The following is a 17726-nucleotide window of genomic DNA, read 5'->3' on the forward strand; positions in this document are numbered from 1 at the left end:
GCAGGCTCCGCGAAGCGGAGAGCCGGGATCGCGGTCCGTTCTCTGATGACAAGACGATCCCGGATCGGCCTGCGGCCGTCCGGGATGACGTCGTGCGGGGGAGCGAACTCGCTAGAACACCGTCATGGCCGGGCTTGACCCGGCCATCCACGCCTTGCCGCCACGCGCGCGGTCGAAGTCGTGGATCCCCGGATCAAGTCCGGGGATGACGTCGCGTGGGTGGGAGAGCCCCCCTCAGCCCGTTGTCGGAATGACGAACTGGGCGCCTTCGCGGATGCCGGTGGGCCAGCGGGCGGTGGTGGTCTTCATCTTGGTGTAGAAGCCCACGCCTTCCATGCCGTAGACGTTGCGATCGCCGAAGATCGACCGCTTCCAGCCGCCGAAGGAGTGGAACGCCACCGGCACCGGGATCGGCACGTTGATGCCGATCATGCCGGCCTTGGCGTCGCGGTCGAAGGCGCGCGCGGCGTCGCCGTCGCGGGTGAAGATGGCGGCGCCATTGCCATATTCATGGTCGTTGACCAGCTTCAGCGCCTCGTCATAGCGGTCGACGCGGACCACCGAGAGCACCGGGCCGAAGATCTCTTCCTTGTAGATCTTCATCTCCGGCGTCACGTCGTCGAACAGCGTGCCGCCGAGGAAATAGCCGTTCTCATAACCCTGCAGCTTGAGATCGCGGCCATCGACCACGAGCTTGGCGCCGGCGGCGACGCCGTCATCGATATAGCCGCGCACCTTGGCGAGGTGCTCCTTGGTGACCAGCGGGCCCATCTCGCTGTCCGGGTCGAGGCCGGGGCCGACCTTGAGCGCGCGCACCTTCGGCACCAGCTTTTCCAGCAGCGCGTCGCCCACGCCGCCCACCGCCACGGCGACCGAGACCGCCATGCAGCGTTCGCCGGCCGAACCGTAGCCGGCGCCCATCAGCGCATCGACCGTCTTGTCGAGATCGGCGTCGGGCATCACCACGAGGTGGTTCTTGGCGCCGCACAGCGCCTGCGCCCGCTTGCCGTGCGCGCAGGCGGTCTTGTAGACATATTCGCCAATGGCGGTGGAGCCGACGAAGCTCACGGCCGCGATGTCGGGGTGGACCAGCAGCGCGTCGACCGCTTCCTTGTCGCCCTGCACCACATTGAACACGCCCGCCGGCAGGCCGGCTTCCGACAGCAGCTCGGCGAGCAGCAGCGCGGTGGTCGGGTCCTTCTCGGAGGGCTTGAGCACGAAGCTGTTGCCGCAGGCCAGCGCCACCGGGAACATCCACATCGGCACCATGGCCGGGAAGTTGAACGGGGTGATGCCGGCGACCACGCCGAGCGGGTGGCGGGCCGAGAACACGTCGACGCCGCGCGCCACCTGCTCGGTGAAATCGCCGCGCAGCAGATGGGGAATGCCGCAGGCGAACTCCACCACCTCGATGCCGCGCGTCACCTCGCCCTTGGCATCCTCGAAGGTCTTGCCATGTTCCTTGGTGATGGCGGTGGCGAGCGCGTCGATGTCGCGCTCCAGCAGCGCCTTGAACTTGAACATGATGCGGGCGCGGGCCAGCGGCGGCGTGTCGGCCCAGCCGGGGAAGGCCTTGGCGGCGGCAGCGACGGCCTCGCCCACCGTGGCGGTGGAGGCGAGCAGCACCTCGCCCGACTGCGCGCCAGTCGACGGATCGAAGACCGGGCCGGTGCGCCCGGCCGTGCTCACGAGCTTGCCGGCGATGTAGTGGCCGATGACCGCCATGGCGATCTCCCTGTGCTGATGGTTGTCCGCGGAGTGCTGCGATGGTTGTGCTTGTGGAATGAGCGCACTTCAACGACCATGTTTCATCATCCGTTGTGCGAAAACGCACCAAACGAGCGACGGGCCATGGACTGGGATCACCTGCGCATCTTTCTCGCCGTCGCGCGGGCCGGGCAGATGCTGGCGGCGGCGCGCCAGCTCGGGCTCGACCATGCCACCGTCGGGCGCCGGCTCGGCGCGCTGGAGGCGGGGCTCGGCTCGAAATTGATCGAGCGGCGCACCACCGGCAGCGCGCTCACCCCCGCCGGGGAGCGGCTGCTCGCCCATGCCGAGCGGATCGAGACCGAGATGCTGCAGGCGCAGGCGGCGCTGGGCAATGTCGACCTCGCGCTGGCCGGCACGGTGCGCATCGGCGCGCCGGACGGGTTCGGCACCTATTTCCTCGCCCCCCGCCTCGGGCGGCTGGCCGACGAGCATCCCGGCCTCAGCCTGCAGCTCGCCCCGCTGCCGCGCAGCTTCTCCCTGCCCAAGCGCGAGGTGGATATCGCCGTCACCCTGCAGCGCCCGAGCGAGGGACGTCTCGTCGCGCGCAAGCTCACCGATTACAGCCTCGGCGTGTACGCGACGCGCGACTATCTTGATCGCACCGGCCCGATCGTCCACCTCACTGCACTGACCGGCCGGCTGCTGGTGACCTATGTGCCGGATCTCGTCTACTCGCCGGCGCTCGATTATTTCGAGGCGTTTCGCGAGATCGAGGCGCGCCGGCTGGAATGCGCCAGCGTGGTCGGGCAGATGGAGGCGGTGCGCGCCGGGGCGGGGGTCGGCATCCTCCACGACTATGCCGCGCGCGCCCATCCCGAACTCGTCAGGTTATTGCCGGAATTGAGTTTTCGCCGTTCCTACTGGCTGGTCACCCATGCCGACATTCACGAACTGAGGCGCATTCGCGAGGTCGAGGACTTCATCGCCGGGGCGGTGCGGGAGGCGCGCGGCAGCTTCGTCCTGGCGCCGCCGGTGCCGGCGGAGGCGGGCTGAGGTCAGGTCAGCCCGAATTCGGCGAACTGCCGGCGGATGCGGGCGATTTCCGCCTGCACGAAGCTGCCGAAAGCGGGCATCGGCTGATAGGCGCTGGTCCAGTTGTGCTGGAAAATCATTGATTTCCAAGTGGTTGTCGTCGCCAGCCGGGCCGCCAGCGCCGCCAGCCGGGCCTGCTGCTCCGGGCCCGCGTCGGGGCTGGCAAAGAGCCCGCGCCAACGGTCCATCTGCAGATCGACGCCCATTTCCAGGAAGGTCGGTATGTTCACACCCGGCACGCGCTGCGTCGAGCTGATGGCCAGCGGGCGCAGGCGGCCGAGGCTGATATCCGCCTGCATCTCGCTGAGGCTGCCGATCGCGCAGCCCGCCCGGCCGCTATAGACCGCGAAGCCCACGCTCTCTTCCGCCGGCCGTTCGCTATAGCGCACCCGCCGGGGGTCGATCCCGGCAAAGCGCGCCAGCTTGGCCACGAGCAAATGATCGGTGCTGCCCAGTGGTCCGCCGACGAAGTCAATCGTGGTCGGCTCCAGCCGCAAGGCGATGGTCAATTCCTTTACGGACGCGACATCGGAATCGCCGTGTACTGCGATGAGCAGATTTTCGGTGATCAGCCGGGCGATCGGCGCCCGCATGGCCAGTTCGATCGGCCCCCCGCCGAGGATCCCGGCCCCGATCAGGCCGGGGCCGCCGACCATCAGCATGTCGCCATCCAGAGGGCTCGGCGAGACGAACTCCTGCAATCCCGCCATGGGGTCACCGGCCGCGTGGATCCGTGACACCTCTGCCACGAGTTTCTCGGCCATCAGCGCCTGTTCAAGCGCGCGCACCGCGCCGGCCGGATTGTCGCCGAAAGTGGAGGGAATAAAGAGGGTGAGCCGCTCCAAGGCGGGCGTCTCGGCCGCGGCGCCGGTGAGGCTTGCCAAGCTGCCTGTTAGACCCGCGAGAAAGCCACGTCGATTCATGGAGCTTCCAATGCCCGGATTCGGGTGCAAGGCTGCATCGTCACTCGCTAGACTTGCATAACGTTTCGTCACGCGCGCAGGAAGCGCCGGGTCTCAACGGTTTGTCGATGCGCACGCAAGTGTTACCCGCCGAGCACGGCATGCCCGTAAAATCGGTATCGTGTCACCTGCCGATAGGTGTCGCCCTGATGAATCCAGGGTGAAGGGAAGCCCGGCTGGTTCACCGCATCGGGAAAATTTTGCGCCTCGAAGCAGATTCCCGCATGGGGTCCATGCCGATTCGCGCCGAGCCCGCCGCGCGTTGGCTTGAGATGCTGCCCGTCATAGAGCTGGAGGCCCGGCGCATCGGTGAGGATGTCGAGCGCCAGCCCCGTGCGCCGGCAACTCGCGCGGGCGGCAAAACGCGGCTCGCCGCCGGCCGTGCCATCCAGCACGTAGTTGATGTCGTAGAGCGTCCCGCGCGCATCGAGCCGCGCGGGACGGGTGAAGTCGAAGGGCGTGCCGGCGACCGCCGCCAGTTCGCCCGTCGGAATGAGGTTCTCATCCACCGGCGTGTAGCGCCGGGCGGCCACCTCAAGCTCCAGCTCGCGCACCGTGCCCGCCGGGTCGAGGGTAAAATAGGAGTGGTGCGCCAGATTGATCGGGGTGGGCGCGTCGCTGGTCGCCGACATCTCGACAATGAGCGTCGCCGGCGCCTCCAGCCGGTAGGTGCAGCGCGCCTCAACCGTGCCGGGATAGCCCTCCTCGCCATCGGGTGAGTGCCGCGTCAGGGTCACGGAATCAGCGGTGGTGCCGGTAACCGTCCAGTTTCGGTGGGAGAAGCCGCGCGCACCGCCATGCAGATGGGTGCGTCCCGCCTCGTTGCGGCCGACATCGTAATCCCGCCCGTCGTGGCTGAAACGCCCGTCGCGGATCCGGTTGGCGACGCGGCCGCAGGTGGCGCCGAGATAGGAGGGATTGGCAATATAGCTTTGCGGGTCCTCATAGCCGAGGACGACGCGGCGCAGCCGGCCATCGGCCAGCGGGATTTCGAGGTCGCGCAGCGTCGCGCCCCAGCTCAGCACCCGCGCCCGCGTGCCGTCCGCCGCAACGAGCGTGATTTCCTCGATAGGCTCGCCCTCCGGCCCGTGGCCGACCGTCATCACCTGAGCGTTCATCCTGGTCTTCCGTACCGGCCCGGCTGTCGGGCGAATCGCGCCGGCAATTATGCCCGGCCTCTCAGTTTCGAGGCACTGCACTTTCGTTTCCGCCATGATCGTGCCCGCAGCGGGAGTGGTCGGCCAGCGTCTCGATCACCCGGCAGCGGTCGACCCGTCCATGCGAACAGCCTTCGACCATGCGCTCCAGCTCCACCTTCAAGGCGGTGAGGCTGGCAATGCGCCGCTCCACTTCCTCCAGCCGGTGGCGGGCGATGGCGTCGGCGGCGGCGCAGGATTGGGCCGGCTCGTCCTGCAACTGCAGCAGCGCACGGATCGCCTCGATCTCGAAGCCGAGTTCGCGGGCATGGCGGATGAAGGCGAGGCGGCTCAGATCCGCGTCACCATAGGCGCGGCGCCCGCCCTCGGTGCGGGGCGGGCTGGGCAGCAGGCCGATGGACTCGTAATAGCGGATGGTCGGCACCTTCACGCCACTGACCCGTGCCGCCTCGCCGATGGTGAACGCACCGATCGTCATTTCCCGCTTGCTCCTCTAGTCGCTAGAGGAATTAGGCTTGCAGCCATCGTCCGGCAAGAGGTGATGTCATGGCCGCCCTGAAGACCCGCTACCGTATCGACGGCATGGACTGCGCCTCCTGCGCGACCAAGATCGAGACCGCCCTGCGCCGCTTGCCGAAGGTGGACGAGGTGGCCGTCTCGGTCGCGGCCGGCACGCTGACGGTGGCCCATGCGGGCGCGAACCTCGCCGTGCTGGAGAAGCGCGTGACGGGCCTCGGCTATGGCATCGTGCCGCTTGGCGCCGCGGCGGGCCAGCCGGCGGGCGATGACGGGCACGGTCCCTGCCAGTCCCACGACCACGACCATCACCACGACCACGATCATCACCACGATCATGCTCACGGCGCGTCGGCGGTAACGCAGGTGGCCGCCACACCGACCGAGAGCGCGGCGGCTGGCCACTCGCATCTGCCGGCCGACCGGCCGTGGTGGCAGAGCGGCAAGGCGCGGCTGACGCTGCTGTGCGGGCTGGCTCTGGTGCTGGCCTATGGGATTGGTCACCTGCTGCCGGCCTATCAGTCCATCTTCTTCATCGCCGCGCTGGCCATCGGGCTGGTGCCGATCGCCCGCCGCGCCCTCATGGCGGCGCTCGCCGGCACGCCCTTTTCCATCGAAATGCTGATGACCATCGCTGCCGTGGGCGCGATCCTGATCGGCGCGACCGAGGAGGCGGCGGCGGTCGTCTTCCTGTTTCTGGTCGGCGAACTGCTGGAAGGCGTGGCCGCCGGCCGGGCCCGCGCCAGCATTCGCGCGCTCACCGCGCTGGTGCCGAAGACGGCGCGGCTCATCGAGAATGGCGCGACGCGCGAGGTGCCGGCGGAGAGTCTGGCCATCGGCTCGCTCATTCTCGTGCGTCCGGGCGAGCGTATTCCCGCCGATGGCACGGTGATCGAGGGGGCGGGCTCGGTGAACGAGGCGCCGGTAACCGGAGAGAGCGTGCCCGTCGCCAAGGCGGCGGCGGACACGGTGTTTGCCGGCACGGTGAATGGGGAGGCGGCGCTCACCATCCGCGCCACCACCTCACCCTCCGACAACACCATCGCCCGCGTGGTGCGGCTGGTCGAGGAAGCGCAGGAGAGCAAGGCCCCGACCGAGCGTTTCATCGACGGCTTCGCCCGCTGGTACACGCCCTTCATCGTCGTGCTGGCCGCACTGGTCGCCACCGTGCCCCCCCTGCTCGCCGGGGCGTCGTGGGACGAGTGGATCTATAAGGGCCTCGCCATCCTGCTGATTGGCTGCCCCTGCGCGCTGGTCATCTCCACCCCCGCGGCCATCGCCGCCGGGCTCGCGGCCGGTGCGCGGCGTGGCCTGCTGATCAAGGGCGGAGCGGTGCTGGAGCGGCTGCGGCTGGTCAATGCGGTGGCGCTGGACAAGACCGGCACGCTGACCGAAGGCAAGCCTAAGGTGACGGACGTGATCGCCTTCATCGGTGACGAGGCCGGCCTGATCGCCCGCGCGGCGGCGCTGGAGTCGGGCTCCACCCATCCGCTGGCGAATGCCATTCTGGGGGAGGCGGCCGCGCGGGGCCTCGCCATTCCGGCGGTAGTTGGTGCCGGCGCCAATAGCGGCGAAGGGGTGAGCGGTGTTGTCGAGGGCGTGCCGCTGTTCCTCGGCTCGCCCAAGGCGGCGGGAGCGCGGGTTCCGCTCGCCCCTGACCAGCAGGCGGCGATTGCCGCGCTCAACGAAGCCGGCAAGACCGTTGCGGTATTGGTGGCGGGCGAGGCGGTGGAGGGCCTCATCGCCCTGCGCGACGAGCCGCGCGAGGATGCGGCGGCGGGCCTTGCCGCGCTCAAGGCGGTGGGCATCCGCACGGTCATGCTCACCGGCGACAATGAGCGCACGGCGAGGGCGGTGGGCGCGGCGCTCGGCATCGAGGTGCGCGCAGGGCTGATGCCGGCCGACAAGCAGCGCATCATCGGCGAGCTGAAGCGCGAGGGCTTCACCGTTGCCAAGGTGGGCGACGGGATCAATGACGCGCCGGCCCTCGCGGCGGCCGATGTCGGTATCGCCATGGGCGGGGGCACCGATGTCGCTTTGGAGACCGCCGAAGCCGCCGTGCTTCACGGGCGCGTTGCCGATGTGGCGGCGATGATCGCCCTGTCGCGCCAGACCATGCGCAACATCCACGAGAACATCACCATCGCGCTGGGGCTGAAGGCGGTGTTCCTCGTCACCACGATTATCGGCATTACCGGGCTCTGGCCGGCCATCCTCGCCGATACCGGCGCAACGGTGCTGGTCACCGCCAATGCCCTGCGGTTGCTGGGATGGGGAAGAAAATAGCCGGCTAAATTTCAATGATCTGTCGGGCCCGTGCGACGACCTCATCGGGTCCGACGGCGGTAGAAAGGCGGGCCCAGCCGATCGGGCCGCAATCGCGCGCCGCCTGCTGCGCCACCACGGCGGCGGTGGCGTCCGAGGCATCACCCTGCCGTGCCTCGACACGGGTTGTTAGTGCCTCAAGAGGCGCGTCGAGCCACAGGCCCGTGAAGGGGACCCCCGCGGCGCGGGCGACCTGCTCGACCGCCGCGCGCTCGTCCTCGCGCTGGTGGACGGCATCGACCACCACGCCATGGCCGGCCGCCAGCACCGCCGCCGCCCGCTCGCGCAGCGCGGCATAGACCGCCTCCGTCGCCTCTCGCGTATAGGCGGCGCCCGGCAGGCGCTCCAGTTCGCCAACGCCCGCCAGGCGCTTGCGCTCGACATCGCTGCGCAGATGCACCGCGCCGGGCAGCGGACCGACAAAGGGGGCAAGGTTTGCAGCGAGCGTGCTCTTGCCGGTGCCGGACAGTCCGCCGATGGCGATGAGCCGGGGCGAGTGTGCGGCGAGCGCCCCCTCGGCATAGGCGAGATAGGCCTGTGCGTCGGCGCAGGCGGTTTGCCGCTCCGTGCCCGTGCGGTGCGCCAAGGCGGCGGCCGTTACCTGTGCGCGGATGCCGGCCCGTAGCGCGAGAAAAAGCGGGAGGGCCGCCAGCCCGTCATAGGGCGGGGCGTCACTGCAGGCGGCGAGATAGCGGTTGAGAAGCTGGTTGGCCGGCGCCACCAAGCCGCGCTGGCCGAGATCCATCACGAGGAAGGCGAGGTCATAGAGTCGGTCGATGGTGGCCAGCCCCTCGTCGAATTCCAGGGCGTCGAACAGCACCGGTGCGCCATTGATCAGCGCGATATTGCGCAGATGCAGGTCGCCATGGCAGCGCCGCACCTCGCCCGCGCGGGCGCGCCGGGCCAGCAGGGGCGCGAGGCGGTCGAGAGCGAGGGCCAGCGCCGCCTTGAGGGCGGCAACACGCGGTGGCGCGAAGAGGTCGGGCGCCTCCTCGAGACCCGCCATGATGTTGCGCACCACCTGCGCCAGCGCGCCCGGCGAATCGGCCTCGGGGTGGCGCGCCGCGCGCTCATGGGCGGCGAACACAGCCCGTGCAAGCGCGTCCATCAAGGCCGGGGTCAGCGCCTCGGGCGACAGCCGGTCGAAGGTTGCCCGCTCGTCGAAGCGGCGCATATGCACCGCCCATTCGATGATGATGTCTCCCTTGGCGCCCCCGTCGGCGCCGCCAAGCCGCAGCCCGTCACCCTCCCGACGGATCGGCACCAGGCCGAGATATAGGCCCGGCGCATTGTCCCGGTTGACCTCCAGCTCGCGCATACAGGCGGCATGGCGCTTGTCCAGCGTCGAGAGGTCCATGAAGGGGAAACGCACGGCGCGCTTGACCTTGTACACGTCGCCGCCGGCGAGGAAGACGGCGGCGCCATGCGTGTCGATGCGCGCCACCGGCTCGCCTAGTCCATGCGTCGCGGGATCGGCCAGCAGCCGGAACACCGGCTCCTGATCGGCGACGATGTGTGTCGAAGGGGCGGGCGCGCTCATGGCGCCAGTCTAGACCGCCGCTGGCCTGCCGCCATCGGTAAGGTTGCGGCCAAATGTGAATGGGCGTGGCGCAGCTATGGGATTAAGCAGGCGCCAGCGCATCCACATTCAGGTCTTTCCCCGTGTCCGATTCGTCCTCCGCCTCCGTCCGCCCTTATCTCGCCAGCGACAATGGCGTCGGCGTTTCCCCGCAAATCCTCGCCGCGCTGTCCGCTGCCAATCACGGCGCGATGTATTCCTACGGCGCGGATGAGATTTCAGCCCGCGTCGAGCGGCGCCTTGCCGCGCTGTTCGAGCGCGAGGTGGCGGTGTTCCTCGTCTCCACCGGCACGGCGGCGAACGCGCTGTCTCTTGCCGCCTTCACCCCGCCCTGGGGCGCGGTGCTGTGCCATGCCGACAGCCATATTGAAAAGGACGAGTGCGGCGCGGTGGAATTCTTCGCCGCCGGCGCAAGGCTGGTCCATGTGGCGGGCGATGCGGGCGGGCGGCTCGATCCCGAGGCCCTGGCGGTCGCGGCGCAGATGAACAAGGGCGATGTGCATGGCGTGCAGCCGGCGTGCGTCTCCGTCACGCAGATCAGCGAATTCGGCGCGCTCTATTCGCCCGATCACCTGAACGCGATTGGCGCGGTCTGCCGCGCGGCGGGGTTGAAGCTGCATATGGACGGCGCGCGCTTCGCCAATGCGGTGGCGGCGAGCGGTGCGCGCCCGGCGGACATCACCTGGAAGGCCGGGGTCGACGTGCTCTCCTTCGGCGCTACCAAGAACGGGGCGATGGGGGTCGAGGCGGTGGTGCTGTTCGATCTCGACAAGGCGCAGGAACTGGCTTTCCGCCGCAAGCGGGCGGGGCATCTGTCCTCCAAGATGCGCTTCCTCGCCGCGCAGATGGACGCCTATCTGGAGGGCGATCTCTGGCTCGCCAATGCCCGCCACGCCAACGCCATGGCGGCGCGACTGGAGGCGGGGCTGCGCGCTGTTGCGGGCGTTGAGGTGGTGCAGCCGGCGGAGGCCAACATGCTGTTCGTGCGGCTCCCGCAGACCGCGATCGACACCCTGCTGGCGCAGGGTTTCCGCTTCTACGCGGACCGCTGGGGCGCGGGTGTGATCCGCCTCGTCACCGCTTTCGCCACGACGGGCGAGGATGTGGACGCCTTCGTGGCGGGGGTGCGCGCGGCGATGTGAGGGGCCCCCTGCCGCCTTACATCACGGCCGAAACCACCTCGGGCGATTCCTCCAGCGCGTGGGCGATGAAATCGAGCGCGGAACGGATCTGCGCGCGGCTGGCCGGTCCGCCGAGGCACACGCGCACAGCCTCGCTCACCGTGCCGCCGACCGTGAAGGCGTCGCTCGCCACCACGCCGATGCCGGTCGCGCGCATGTGGCCGACAAAGGCGGAGCGGGTCCAGGGCGCGGGCAATTCGATCCAGAGATTGAAGCTGAGCGGATCGGCGCGGAACGAGCCGGCGGGCAGGATGTCGCCGGCCAGTGTCTGGCGGGCCTGCGTCTCCGCGCGGATAAAGCGCAGCAGCGTGTCGGCTGTGCCATCCTCGATCCAGCGCGTCGCCAGCGCCGCGGTGAGCGGGGAGCTCATCACATTGGCGGTCCGAAGGGCGGCGGCGAAGGGGTAGCCGGCGCGCGTATCCGGCACCACCACATAGGCGGTGCGCAGCCCGGCACCGATGCATTTGGCCAGTCCGGCAATATGCCAGGTCAGGTCCGGCGCAATGGCGGCCAGCGGTGGCGGGCCATGGGCGGGGATGAAGCCATAGGCGTCGTCCTCGACGATGGGCACGCCGAAGCGCCGCGCCACCTGGGCGATGGCGGTGCGTCGTCCCTCGGGAATGGTCAGCGTCGTGGGATTCTGCAGCGTCGGGTTGAGGTAGAGCGCCTTGGGGGCGAGTTCCCGGCAGGCATCGGCGAAGGCGTCGGGGTCGATGCCATCCCTGTCCATGGCGAGGCCGACAAGGCGCAGGCCGAGCTGGGCCGCGATGGCCCGCACGCCGGGATAGGTCACGGCCTCGCACAGCACGGTATCGCCGGGCTTGGCCAGAAGGCCGAGAATGCCGAGCAGTGCGGGATGCGCCCCGGGGGTGACGAAGATGCGCTCCTGCGAGGGGACGAGCGCCCGTCGGCCGAGCCAGGCGGAGGCGGCGTCCTTGTCGGCGCGGGTGCCGCCAAAGCCCTGATAGCGCAGCAGCGCCACCAGATCGCGACCGACTTCGGCGAGCCCCTCCTGCATCCGGGCGATCAGCGCCGGATCGTCCGGCTCGGGTGGCAGGTTCATGGAAAGATCGACGCTTGACGGCCGGGACGGCGAGGCGGGGCGGGCCTTGGGGCGCGGCAGGCCGGTGACAAAGGTGCCCTGGCCCACGCGCGATTCGACGAGCCCGCGCTTCTGCGCCTCGACATAGCCGCGCGCCACCGTGGTGAAGTCGATGTCGAGCCGGGCCGCCAGCTTGCGCTGCGGCGGCAGCCGGTCGCCGATGGCGAGGCGGCCGGCGCGTATGTCCTCGGCGATCAGGTCGGCGATGGCGAGATAGCGCGGCTTGTCGGAGCGGGAAAGGTCGGGAGTCCAGTCGGCCATCGGTCAATCCGTGCGGCGCGGGCAGGCGCCGAATCCATGCGTCTATGGATTGACTGTATAATGTTGCATCGGTGATCTGTCACCTCTGGTCCACAACTTGCTGCATAGGTAGTTGTGCGTAACGCGCCGTGCCGAATGAGCGGGAATCGTGCAAAAGCTAGCCTTTGGCTTAGGCGTCCGCCGATTTTTTCAACAGCGCCGATCGGCACTGGCAAGTCGTATTGAATGTATTTTTGTATGTATATTGACTGATATGCTGATTCTTTCAGCAATCCGTCAATTGGCACATTGATTGCAGTTCCTCTGCCGTGAGCCGGCAAGCGCCGGTCCCCTGCTTCATCTGAGGAGAGCGACATGGCCACGATTACCGTTCCGGCCCACCAGAAGGGCGATGTTCTGGTCGATTACGAGGACAAGAAGTTCGAGGACGTCAAAGCCGCTCCCGGCGAGAAGGCGCTTGTCACCTTCCACACCGTGGCCTTCGAAGGCTCGATCGGCCTCGTCAACCTGCTTCAGGCCTCGCGCCTGATCCAGAAGGGCTTCGAGACGTCCGTGCTGCTCTATGGGCCCGGCGTCACGCTCGGCGTGCAGCGCGGCTTTCCCAAGCTCGGCGACGAGGCGTTCCCCGGCCATCTCAACTTCAATGGCCGCATCGAGAAGATCATCAATGATGGCGGCAAGGTCTATGCCTGCCGCTTCGCGCTGCAGGCGCTCTACGGCCATGGCGAGGGCGCGCTGATCCCCGGCGTCATCCCGATCAGCCCGCTCGACGTGCTCGATATCGTGCTGCTCCACCGCCGCGACAACGCCTTCATCCTCGACACCTGGACGCTCTGAGCCGGGTCTGAACCCGTCATCCCGGCCGGAATCCGCAGGGTGCAGGGTCGGGATCGGGTGCTGATGACAGTGCGATCCCGGATCGGCGGCGGTGCCTCCGTCCGGGATGACGGCCAAGGCCAAGGAGGCCGCAATGGCAGACATGACGATCTCGGAAAAGCGCATTGTCCGCGCGGCCGCGGTGCAGATCGCGCCGGACCTCGACAGCCTGGAGGGCACGCTCACCCGCGTGCTCGCCGCGCTGGAGGAAGCGGCGGGCAAGGGGGCGCGGCTCGTCGTGTTCCCCGAGACCTTCCTGCCCTGGTATCCCTATTTCTCCTTCGTGCTGCCTCCGGTGCTGACCGGTGCGGAACATCTGCGGCTCTATGAGCACGCGGTGGTCGTGCCCGGCCCTGTGACCGAGGCGGTGGCGGCCTCCGCCCGCCGCCTCGGCGTCGTGGTCGTGCTCGGGGTGAACGAGCGCGACCACGGCTCGCTCTACAACACGCAGCTTGTCTTCGACGCGGATGGCAGTCTCAAGCTGAAGCGTCGCAAGATCACCCCGACCTTCCATGAGCGAATGATCTGGGGGCAGGGCGACGGGGCGGGCCTCAAGGTGGTCGACACGGCGGTGGGCCGGGTCGGTGCGCTGGCCTGCTGGGAGCATTACAACCCGCTCGCCCGCTACGCGCTGATGGCGCAGCACGAGGAAATCCACGTCGCGCAGTTCCCCGGCTCGCTGGTCGGCCCGATCTTTGCCGATCAGATCGAGGTGACGATCCGCCACCACGCGCTGGAATCGGGCTGCTTCGTGGTCAATTCCACCGGCTGGCTGACCGAGGCGCAGATCGCCCGGATTTCGCCGGACGAGCGGCTGCGCAAGGCGCTCACCGGCGGCTGCATGAGCGCGATCATCTCGCCCGAGGGCAGCCATGTCGTGCCCCCGCTGACCTCCGGCGAGGGCATCCTCCTCGCCGATCTCGACATGAGCCTCATCACCAAGCGCAAGCGGATGATGGATTCGGTCGGCCATTACGCCCGGCCGGAACTGCTCAGCCTCAATCTCGACGACCGGCCCGCCATGCCCATGCATCGGCAGGCCGCTCCCTTCCTCGCGAACTCCGGGAGTGTGTCCGATGAAACCGATGGATCCGGCGACCGATCTCCAGCCGATGCGGACGGAGCATCTGATCAACGAGTTGCAGTCCTACGGGGTGCGGCTGGTTGATCCCCGCGCCGGCGCGGATAGTCGCCGGGGCGGGGCGGGGCCCTCCGACCATAAGGCGATGACCATTGACGGCATGACCGTCATGGTCCCCGTCCACACCGCCCCGGCTTTCGAAAGCCCCTATCTCGTCGAGAAGCCCGACGCCTATGGCCGCTCGCGCATCAGCCGCGACGGGCTGGTGCTGGGCGAGGTGTCGTTCCCGCTGCAGCCGAAATTCTACGGTCTCTCCACCGCCGACGGCATTCCCTATTCGAAGATCGCCGTGCTGCACGGGCGCGATGTGCTGGCGACAACGGTGCTCCAGAGCTGCATCCGCTATCAGAGCCGCACCAAGACCTGCCAGTTTTGCGCCATCGGCCAGTCGCTGGCGGCGGGCCGCACCATTGAGCGCAAAACCCCGGCGCAACTGGCGGAAGTCGCCAAGGCCGCCGTGGAGCTGGACGGCGTGAAGCACATGGTGATGACCACCGGCACCCCACCGGGCAAGGATCGCGGCGCGGCGATCCTCACCGAGAGCGCGGCGGCGGTGAAGGCGGCGGTGGACCTGCCGATCCAGGTGCAGTGCGAGCCGCCCGATGACGATGCCTGGTTCGGACGGATGTTCGCCGCCGGGGCGGATGCGCTCGGCATGCATCTGGAAGCGGTCACCGAAGAGGTGCGCCAGCGCATCATGCCCGGAAAGGCGCAGGTGTCGGTTGCCCGCTATTTTGAGGCGTTCGAGGCGGCCGTGCCGGTGTTCGGGCGCGGGCAGGTCTCGACCTATATCCTCGCCGGGCTCGGTGACAGCAGAGAGGAGATCCTCGCCATCTGTGACCGCCTGACGAAAATCGGCGTCTATCCCTTCGTGGTGCCCTTCGTGCCGATTTCCGGCACGCCGCTGGAAAGCCACCCGACGCCCACACCGGCCTTCATGAATTCCATCCTCGGCCCGCTCTCGGGCATGCTGCTGGCGACCGGGCTGAAATCCATCGACGCCAAGGCCGGCTGCGCCAAATGCGGCGCGTGCTCGGCGCTCTCCACCTATGAGCGCCGTGGTGCGATGGGGGGCTGCGCATGATGTACGGGCCCTTCGACGCTTTCCGTGCCGCCGACTTTCAGGTGAAATTCGCCACCGCCACCTGGGAGAAGCGCGGCGCCGCGCGTCTGCGCCATGAAGTGTTCTGCGCCGAGCAGGGCCTGTTCGGCGGCGACGACCGCGACGCGATCGACGCCGTCGCCATTCCCATCGTCGCCGTCTCCATGCTCGGGCTGGTGGCCGACGATGTGGTCGGCACGGTGCGCATCCATGAAGCCGAGCCCGGCGTGTGGTGGGGCTCGCGCCTCGCGGTGGCGCAGGATTACCGCAAGGTCGGGCCGCTCGGCGCGGCGCTGATCCGCCTTGCCGTTTCGTCCGCCCATGCGCGCGGCTGCACCCGCTTCCTCGCCCATGTGCAGAGCCAGAACGGTCTGTTGTTCCGCCGCCTGCACTGGAACATCGTCGAGGAGAAGGAACTGCATGGCCGCCCGCATCTGCTCATGCAGGCGGACCTCGCTCATTACCCGCCGATCCTCGATGCCGAGACCGGCTTCCATGCGCTGGCGCGGGCGGGCAGCGTGCGGAGGGCGGCATGAGCGCGCGCGCGGGCCTGCCGCTCGGCGCGGATGCCTTTGCCGGCATCGTCGCGAAGCTGCGCGCGTCCGCCGGCATGGCGGCGAAGGCGGATATCGCGGTCGCCGCGGCGCGGCTTGGCATTGGCGGGGCGAGCGCGGTGCCGGTGGGCGATGATTGCGCGGCAATTCCCGATGGCGACGGCTATCTGCTCCTCGCCATTGAAGGCTTCATGAACGAGTTCGTCGCGGGGGACCCCTGGTTCGCCGGCTGGTGCGGGGTGATGGTCAACCTTTCCGACATCGCCGCCATGGGCGGGCGCCCGCTTGCGGTGGTCGATGCGGTGTGGGCGAAGGGCGAGGAGGAGGCGGCGCCGGTTCTGGCGGGGCTGCGCGCGGCGTCCGAGCGCTTCGGCGTGCCGGTCGTCGGTGGCCACACCAATCTCAAGACCGATCGCGGCCAGCTTTCCGTCGCCATTCTCGGGCGGGCCAAGCGCCTGCTCACCTCCTTCGACGCGCAGCCGGGCGAGACGCTGATCGCCGCCATCGATTTGCGCGGACGCTACCGCGAACCTTTCGCCAATTGGGAAGCGGCGACCGACGCCCCGGCGGCACGGCTGCGCGGCGACCTCGACCTCCTGCCGCTGATCGCGGAGGCCGGTCTCTCCTGCGCCGCCAAGGACATCAGCCAGGGCGGGATCGTCGGCACCAGTGCCATGCTGGCGGAATGCTCGCGCGTCGGTGTCGAGATCGACCTTGCCCGCGTCCCCGCGCCCGCGGGCGTCGATCCCGCGCGTTGGCTCATGAGCTTCCCCAGCTACGGCTACCTGCTCACCGCCACGCCAGATAATGTGCCGGCTATTCTTTCGCGTTTTCATGAACGCGGCATCGCCGCCGCCCCCATCGGACGGGTCACAGCGGATCGCCGCGTGACGGTGGTGAATGGCCCGGCGCGCGAGACCATCTGGGACTTCGCGGCGCGTCCCCTCATCGGCTGCGGCCCGGTGCCGCCCCGCGCGGAGGATGCGGCATGAGTGCCTCCCGCCCGTTGCGGATTGCCATCCTCGCCCATTCCACCAATCCGCGCGGCGGTGTCGTCCACGCTTTGGAACTCGGCGATGCGCTGACCCGGCTCGGCCATGAGGCGGTGGTCCACGCGCCGGATGCCAAGAGCGCCGGCTTCTTCCGCCCGACGCTGTGCGGAACGGTCAGCGTGCCGGCTTCCCCGGTGGGGGCGGATGTGACCGAGATGGTGCGCATCCGCGCCGCCGATTATATCCGTCATTTCGAGATGCCCGCCCGTCGCCGCTTCGACGTGTTCCACGCGCAGGACGGCATTTCCGGCAACGCGCTGGCGACGCTCAGAGAGCGCGGCCTCATCTCCGGTTTCGCCCGCACGGTGCATCACGTCGACGCCTTCCGCGATCCCGCGTTGCTGGAGCTTCAGCGCCGCGCCATCATTGCCGCCGACCGGCATTTCGTCGTCAGCCAGCTCTGGAAAACCCAGCTCGCGCAGATGTTCGGCCTTGCCGCCGAGATGGTCGGCAATGGCGTGGATACGCGCCGTTTCACCCCCGTGCTAGATGGGCGCGAAGTGGATCTGGCCCGCCGTCTTGGTCTCGGTGCGGGTCCCGTCGTGCTCAGCGTCGGCGGGGTGGAGCCGCGCAAGAACACGCAGGCCATGCTGGAGGCTTTCCTTCAGCTTCGGGCACTCCACCCGCACGCGCAGTTCGTCATCGCCGGCGGGGCGAGCGTGCTGGATCATCAGGCCTATCAGGAACAGTTCGACGCCACGCTCGCCGCCTCCGGCCTGCCCGCCGACGCGGTGATCCGCACCGGCGCGCTGGCGCAGGCCGACATGCCGGCGCTCTACCGCCTCGCCGATGTGCTGGCCTTTGCTTCCCTCAATGAGGGCTTCGGCCTGGTGGCGCTGGAAGCCATGGCCTGCGGCATACCCACGGTGGTCTCGCGCATCGCGCCGTTCACCGAACATATCGGTGAGGCGGAGGCGGTCTGGTGCGATCCACTCAACCCCTCCTCCATCGCCAATGCGCTCGCCGCCGCCCTCACGCCCGGGCTTGCCGGCCGGCTTGCCGCGCAGGGCTCCGCCGTTGCCGCGCGGCACGACTGGATGGCGACCGCGCGCGCCCATCTTCCCGCTTATCGGGCGCTTGCCGCGGCGGCGCTGACGGAGACCACCCATGCGTGAG

Annotated in this window: 15 protein-coding genes; 9 read left to right on the top strand and 6 right to left on the bottom strand. The window is 68.8% G+C overall.

Annotated features, from left to right (window positions below):
- Positions 1-234: 234 nt before the first annotated feature.
- Complete coding sequence (locus tag KIP89_RS10500) at positions 235-1725, bottom strand: CoA-acylating methylmalonate-semialdehyde dehydrogenase (protein WP_213755298.1); 1491 nt, start codon at positions 1723-1725, stop codon at positions 235-237.
- Between the two features lie 126 nt (positions 1726-1851).
- On the opposite strand from KIP89_RS10500, the gene KIP89_RS10505 reads away from it, so the two are divergent.
- The gene (locus KIP89_RS10505) at positions 1852-2763 is read left to right on the top strand and encodes a LysR family transcriptional regulator (protein WP_213755299.1); all 912 of its coding nucleotides are present in this window, start codon (positions 1852-1854) and stop codon (positions 2761-2763) included.
- 2 nt (positions 2764-2765) lie between these two features.
- Here the strand turns inward: KIP89_RS10505 and KIP89_RS20120 are convergent, their stop codons facing one another.
- The 3 genes from KIP89_RS20120 to KIP89_RS10520 form a co-directional block, all read right to left on the bottom strand.
- Positions 2766-3797, bottom strand: a complete 1032-nt coding sequence (locus tag KIP89_RS20120; RefSeq protein WP_213755300.1) for a tripartite tricarboxylate transporter substrate-binding protein — start codon at positions 3795-3797, stop codon at positions 2766-2768.
- A 50-nt stretch (positions 3798-3847) separates the two neighbouring features.
- Positions 3848-4882, bottom strand: a complete 1035-nt coding sequence (locus KIP89_RS10515) for an aldose epimerase family protein (RefSeq protein ID WP_250152309.1) — start codon at positions 4880-4882, stop codon at positions 3848-3850.
- 61 nt (positions 4883-4943) lie between these two features.
- On the bottom strand, positions 4944-5399 hold the full coding sequence (locus tag KIP89_RS10520; protein WP_250152310.1) for a MerR family transcriptional regulator: 456 nt from the start codon (positions 5397-5399) through the stop codon (positions 4944-4946).
- A 68-nt stretch (positions 5400-5467) separates the two neighbouring features.
- On the opposite strand from KIP89_RS10520, the gene KIP89_RS10525 reads away from it, so the two are divergent.
- The gene (locus KIP89_RS10525) at positions 5468-7723 is read left to right on the top strand and encodes a heavy metal translocating P-type ATPase (RefSeq protein ID WP_213755301.1); all 2256 of its coding nucleotides are present in this window, start codon (positions 5468-5470) and stop codon (positions 7721-7723) included.
- Positions 7724-7727: 4 nt separating this feature from the next.
- On the opposite strand, the gene KIP89_RS10530 is transcribed toward KIP89_RS10525, so the two are convergent.
- Positions 7728-9302 (bottom strand): bifunctional aminoglycoside phosphotransferase/ATP-binding protein, encoded by a 1575-nt coding sequence (locus KIP89_RS10530; protein ID WP_213755302.1) that lies wholly within the window; start codon positions 9300-9302, stop codon positions 7728-7730.
- Positions 9303-9424: 122 nt separating this feature from the next.
- Between KIP89_RS10530 and KIP89_RS10535 the strand changes: the two genes are divergently transcribed.
- The gene (locus KIP89_RS10535) at positions 9425-10483 is read left to right on the top strand and encodes a threonine aldolase family protein (RefSeq protein WP_213755303.1); all 1059 of its coding nucleotides are present in this window, start codon (positions 9425-9427) and stop codon (positions 10481-10483) included.
- A gap of 16 nt (positions 10484-10499) precedes the next feature.
- Here KIP89_RS10535 and KIP89_RS10540 read toward each other — a convergent pair whose 3' ends face one another.
- Positions 10500-11885 carry an aminotransferase-like domain-containing protein gene (locus KIP89_RS10540; RefSeq protein WP_213755304.1) on the bottom strand — a complete coding sequence of 462 codons (1386 nt, stop codon included), beginning with the start codon at positions 11883-11885 and terminating at the stop codon, positions 10500-10502.
- Between the two features lie 354 nt (positions 11886-12239).
- On the opposite strand from KIP89_RS10540, the gene KIP89_RS10545 reads away from it, so the two are divergent.
- The 6 genes from KIP89_RS10545 to KIP89_RS10570 all read left to right on the top strand — a co-directional run bounded on the left by KIP89_RS10545 (position 12240) and on the right by KIP89_RS10570 (position 17725).
- Positions 12240-12722 carry an MSMEG_0572/Sll0783 family nitrogen starvation response protein gene (locus KIP89_RS10545; protein ID WP_213755305.1) on the top strand — a complete coding sequence of 161 codons (483 nt, stop codon included), beginning with the start codon at positions 12240-12242 and terminating at the stop codon, positions 12720-12722.
- A gap of 133 nt (positions 12723-12855) precedes the next feature.
- A complete protein-coding gene (locus KIP89_RS10550) occupies positions 12856-13929 on the top strand; it encodes a Nit6803 family nitrilase (protein WP_250152311.1) in 1074 nt (357 codons plus the stop codon).
- A complete protein-coding gene (locus tag KIP89_RS10555) occupies positions 13847-14986 on the top strand; it encodes an MSMEG_0568 family radical SAM protein (protein ID WP_213755496.1) in 1140 nt (379 codons plus the stop codon). Before KIP89_RS10550 ends, KIP89_RS10555 begins: the two co-directional genes overlap by 83 nt.
- Positions 14983-15540, top strand: a complete 558-nt coding sequence (locus KIP89_RS10560; RefSeq protein WP_213755306.1) for an MSMEG_0567/Sll0786 family nitrogen starvation N-acetyltransferase — start codon at positions 14983-14985, stop codon at positions 15538-15540. The genes KIP89_RS10555 and KIP89_RS10560 overlap by 4 nt, the downstream gene beginning before the upstream one ends.
- A complete protein-coding gene (locus tag KIP89_RS10565; RefSeq protein WP_213755307.1) occupies positions 15537-16550 on the top strand; it encodes a sll0787 family AIR synthase-like protein in 1014 nt (337 codons plus the stop codon). Before KIP89_RS10560 ends, KIP89_RS10565 begins: the two co-directional genes overlap by 4 nt.
- A complete protein-coding gene (locus KIP89_RS10570) occupies positions 16547-17725 on the top strand; it encodes an MSMEG_0565 family glycosyltransferase (protein ID WP_213755308.1) in 1179 nt (392 codons plus the stop codon). Before KIP89_RS10565 ends, KIP89_RS10570 begins: the two co-directional genes overlap by 4 nt.
- The last annotated feature ends 1 nt before the right edge of the window (position 17726 follow it).

The sequence above is a fragment of the Ancylobacter radicis genome, assembly GCF_018449475.1.
Classification (GTDB): domain Bacteria; phylum Pseudomonadota; class Alphaproteobacteria; order Rhizobiales; family Xanthobacteraceae; genus Ancylobacter; species Ancylobacter radicis.

Excerpts from the sequence above, each read along its gene's own strand:
- KIP89_RS10565 (WP_213755307.1), top strand. The coding sequence starts at position 15,537 with ATGAGCGCGCGCGCGGGCCTGCCGCTCGGCGCGGATGCCTTTGCCGGC.
- KIP89_RS10550 (WP_250152311.1), top strand. The coding sequence starts at position 12,856 with ATGGCAGACATGACGATCTCGGAAAAGCGCATTGTCCGCGCGGCCGCG.
- KIP89_RS10560 (WP_213755306.1), top strand. The coding sequence starts at position 14,983 with ATGATGTACGGGCCCTTCGACGCTTTCCGTGCCGCCGACTTTCAGGTG.
- KIP89_RS10540 (WP_213755304.1), bottom strand. The coding sequence starts at position 11,885 with ATGGCCGACTGGACTCCCGACCTTTCCCGCTCCGACAAGCCGCGCTAT.
- KIP89_RS10500 (WP_213755298.1), bottom strand. The coding sequence starts at position 1,725 with ATGGCGGTCATCGGCCACTACATCGCCGGCAAGCTCGTGAGCACGGCC.
- KIP89_RS10525 (WP_213755301.1), top strand. The coding sequence starts at position 5,468 with ATGGCCGCCCTGAAGACCCGCTACCGTATCGACGGCATGGACTGCGCC.
- KIP89_RS10520 (WP_250152310.1), bottom strand. The coding sequence starts at position 5,399 with ATGACGATCGGTGCGTTCACCATCGGCGAGGCGGCACGGGTCAGTGGC.
- KIP89_RS10530 (WP_213755302.1), bottom strand. The coding sequence starts at position 9,302 with ATGAGCGCGCCCGCCCCTTCGACACACATCGTCGCCGATCAGGAGCCG.
- KIP89_RS10545 (WP_213755305.1), top strand. The coding sequence starts at position 12,240 with ATGGCCACGATTACCGTTCCGGCCCACCAGAAGGGCGATGTTCTGGTC.
- KIP89_RS10515 (WP_250152309.1), bottom strand. The coding sequence starts at position 4,882 with ATGAACGCTCAGGTGATGACGGTCGGCCACGGGCCGGAGGGCGAGCCT.
- KIP89_RS10570 (WP_213755308.1), top strand. The coding sequence starts at position 16,547 with ATGAGTGCCTCCCGCCCGTTGCGGATTGCCATCCTCGCCCATTCCACC.
- KIP89_RS10555 (WP_213755496.1), top strand. The coding sequence starts at position 13,847 with ATGGATCCGGCGACCGATCTCCAGCCGATGCGGACGGAGCATCTGATC.
- KIP89_RS10505 (WP_213755299.1), top strand. The coding sequence starts at position 1,852 with ATGGACTGGGATCACCTGCGCATCTTTCTCGCCGTCGCGCGGGCCGGG.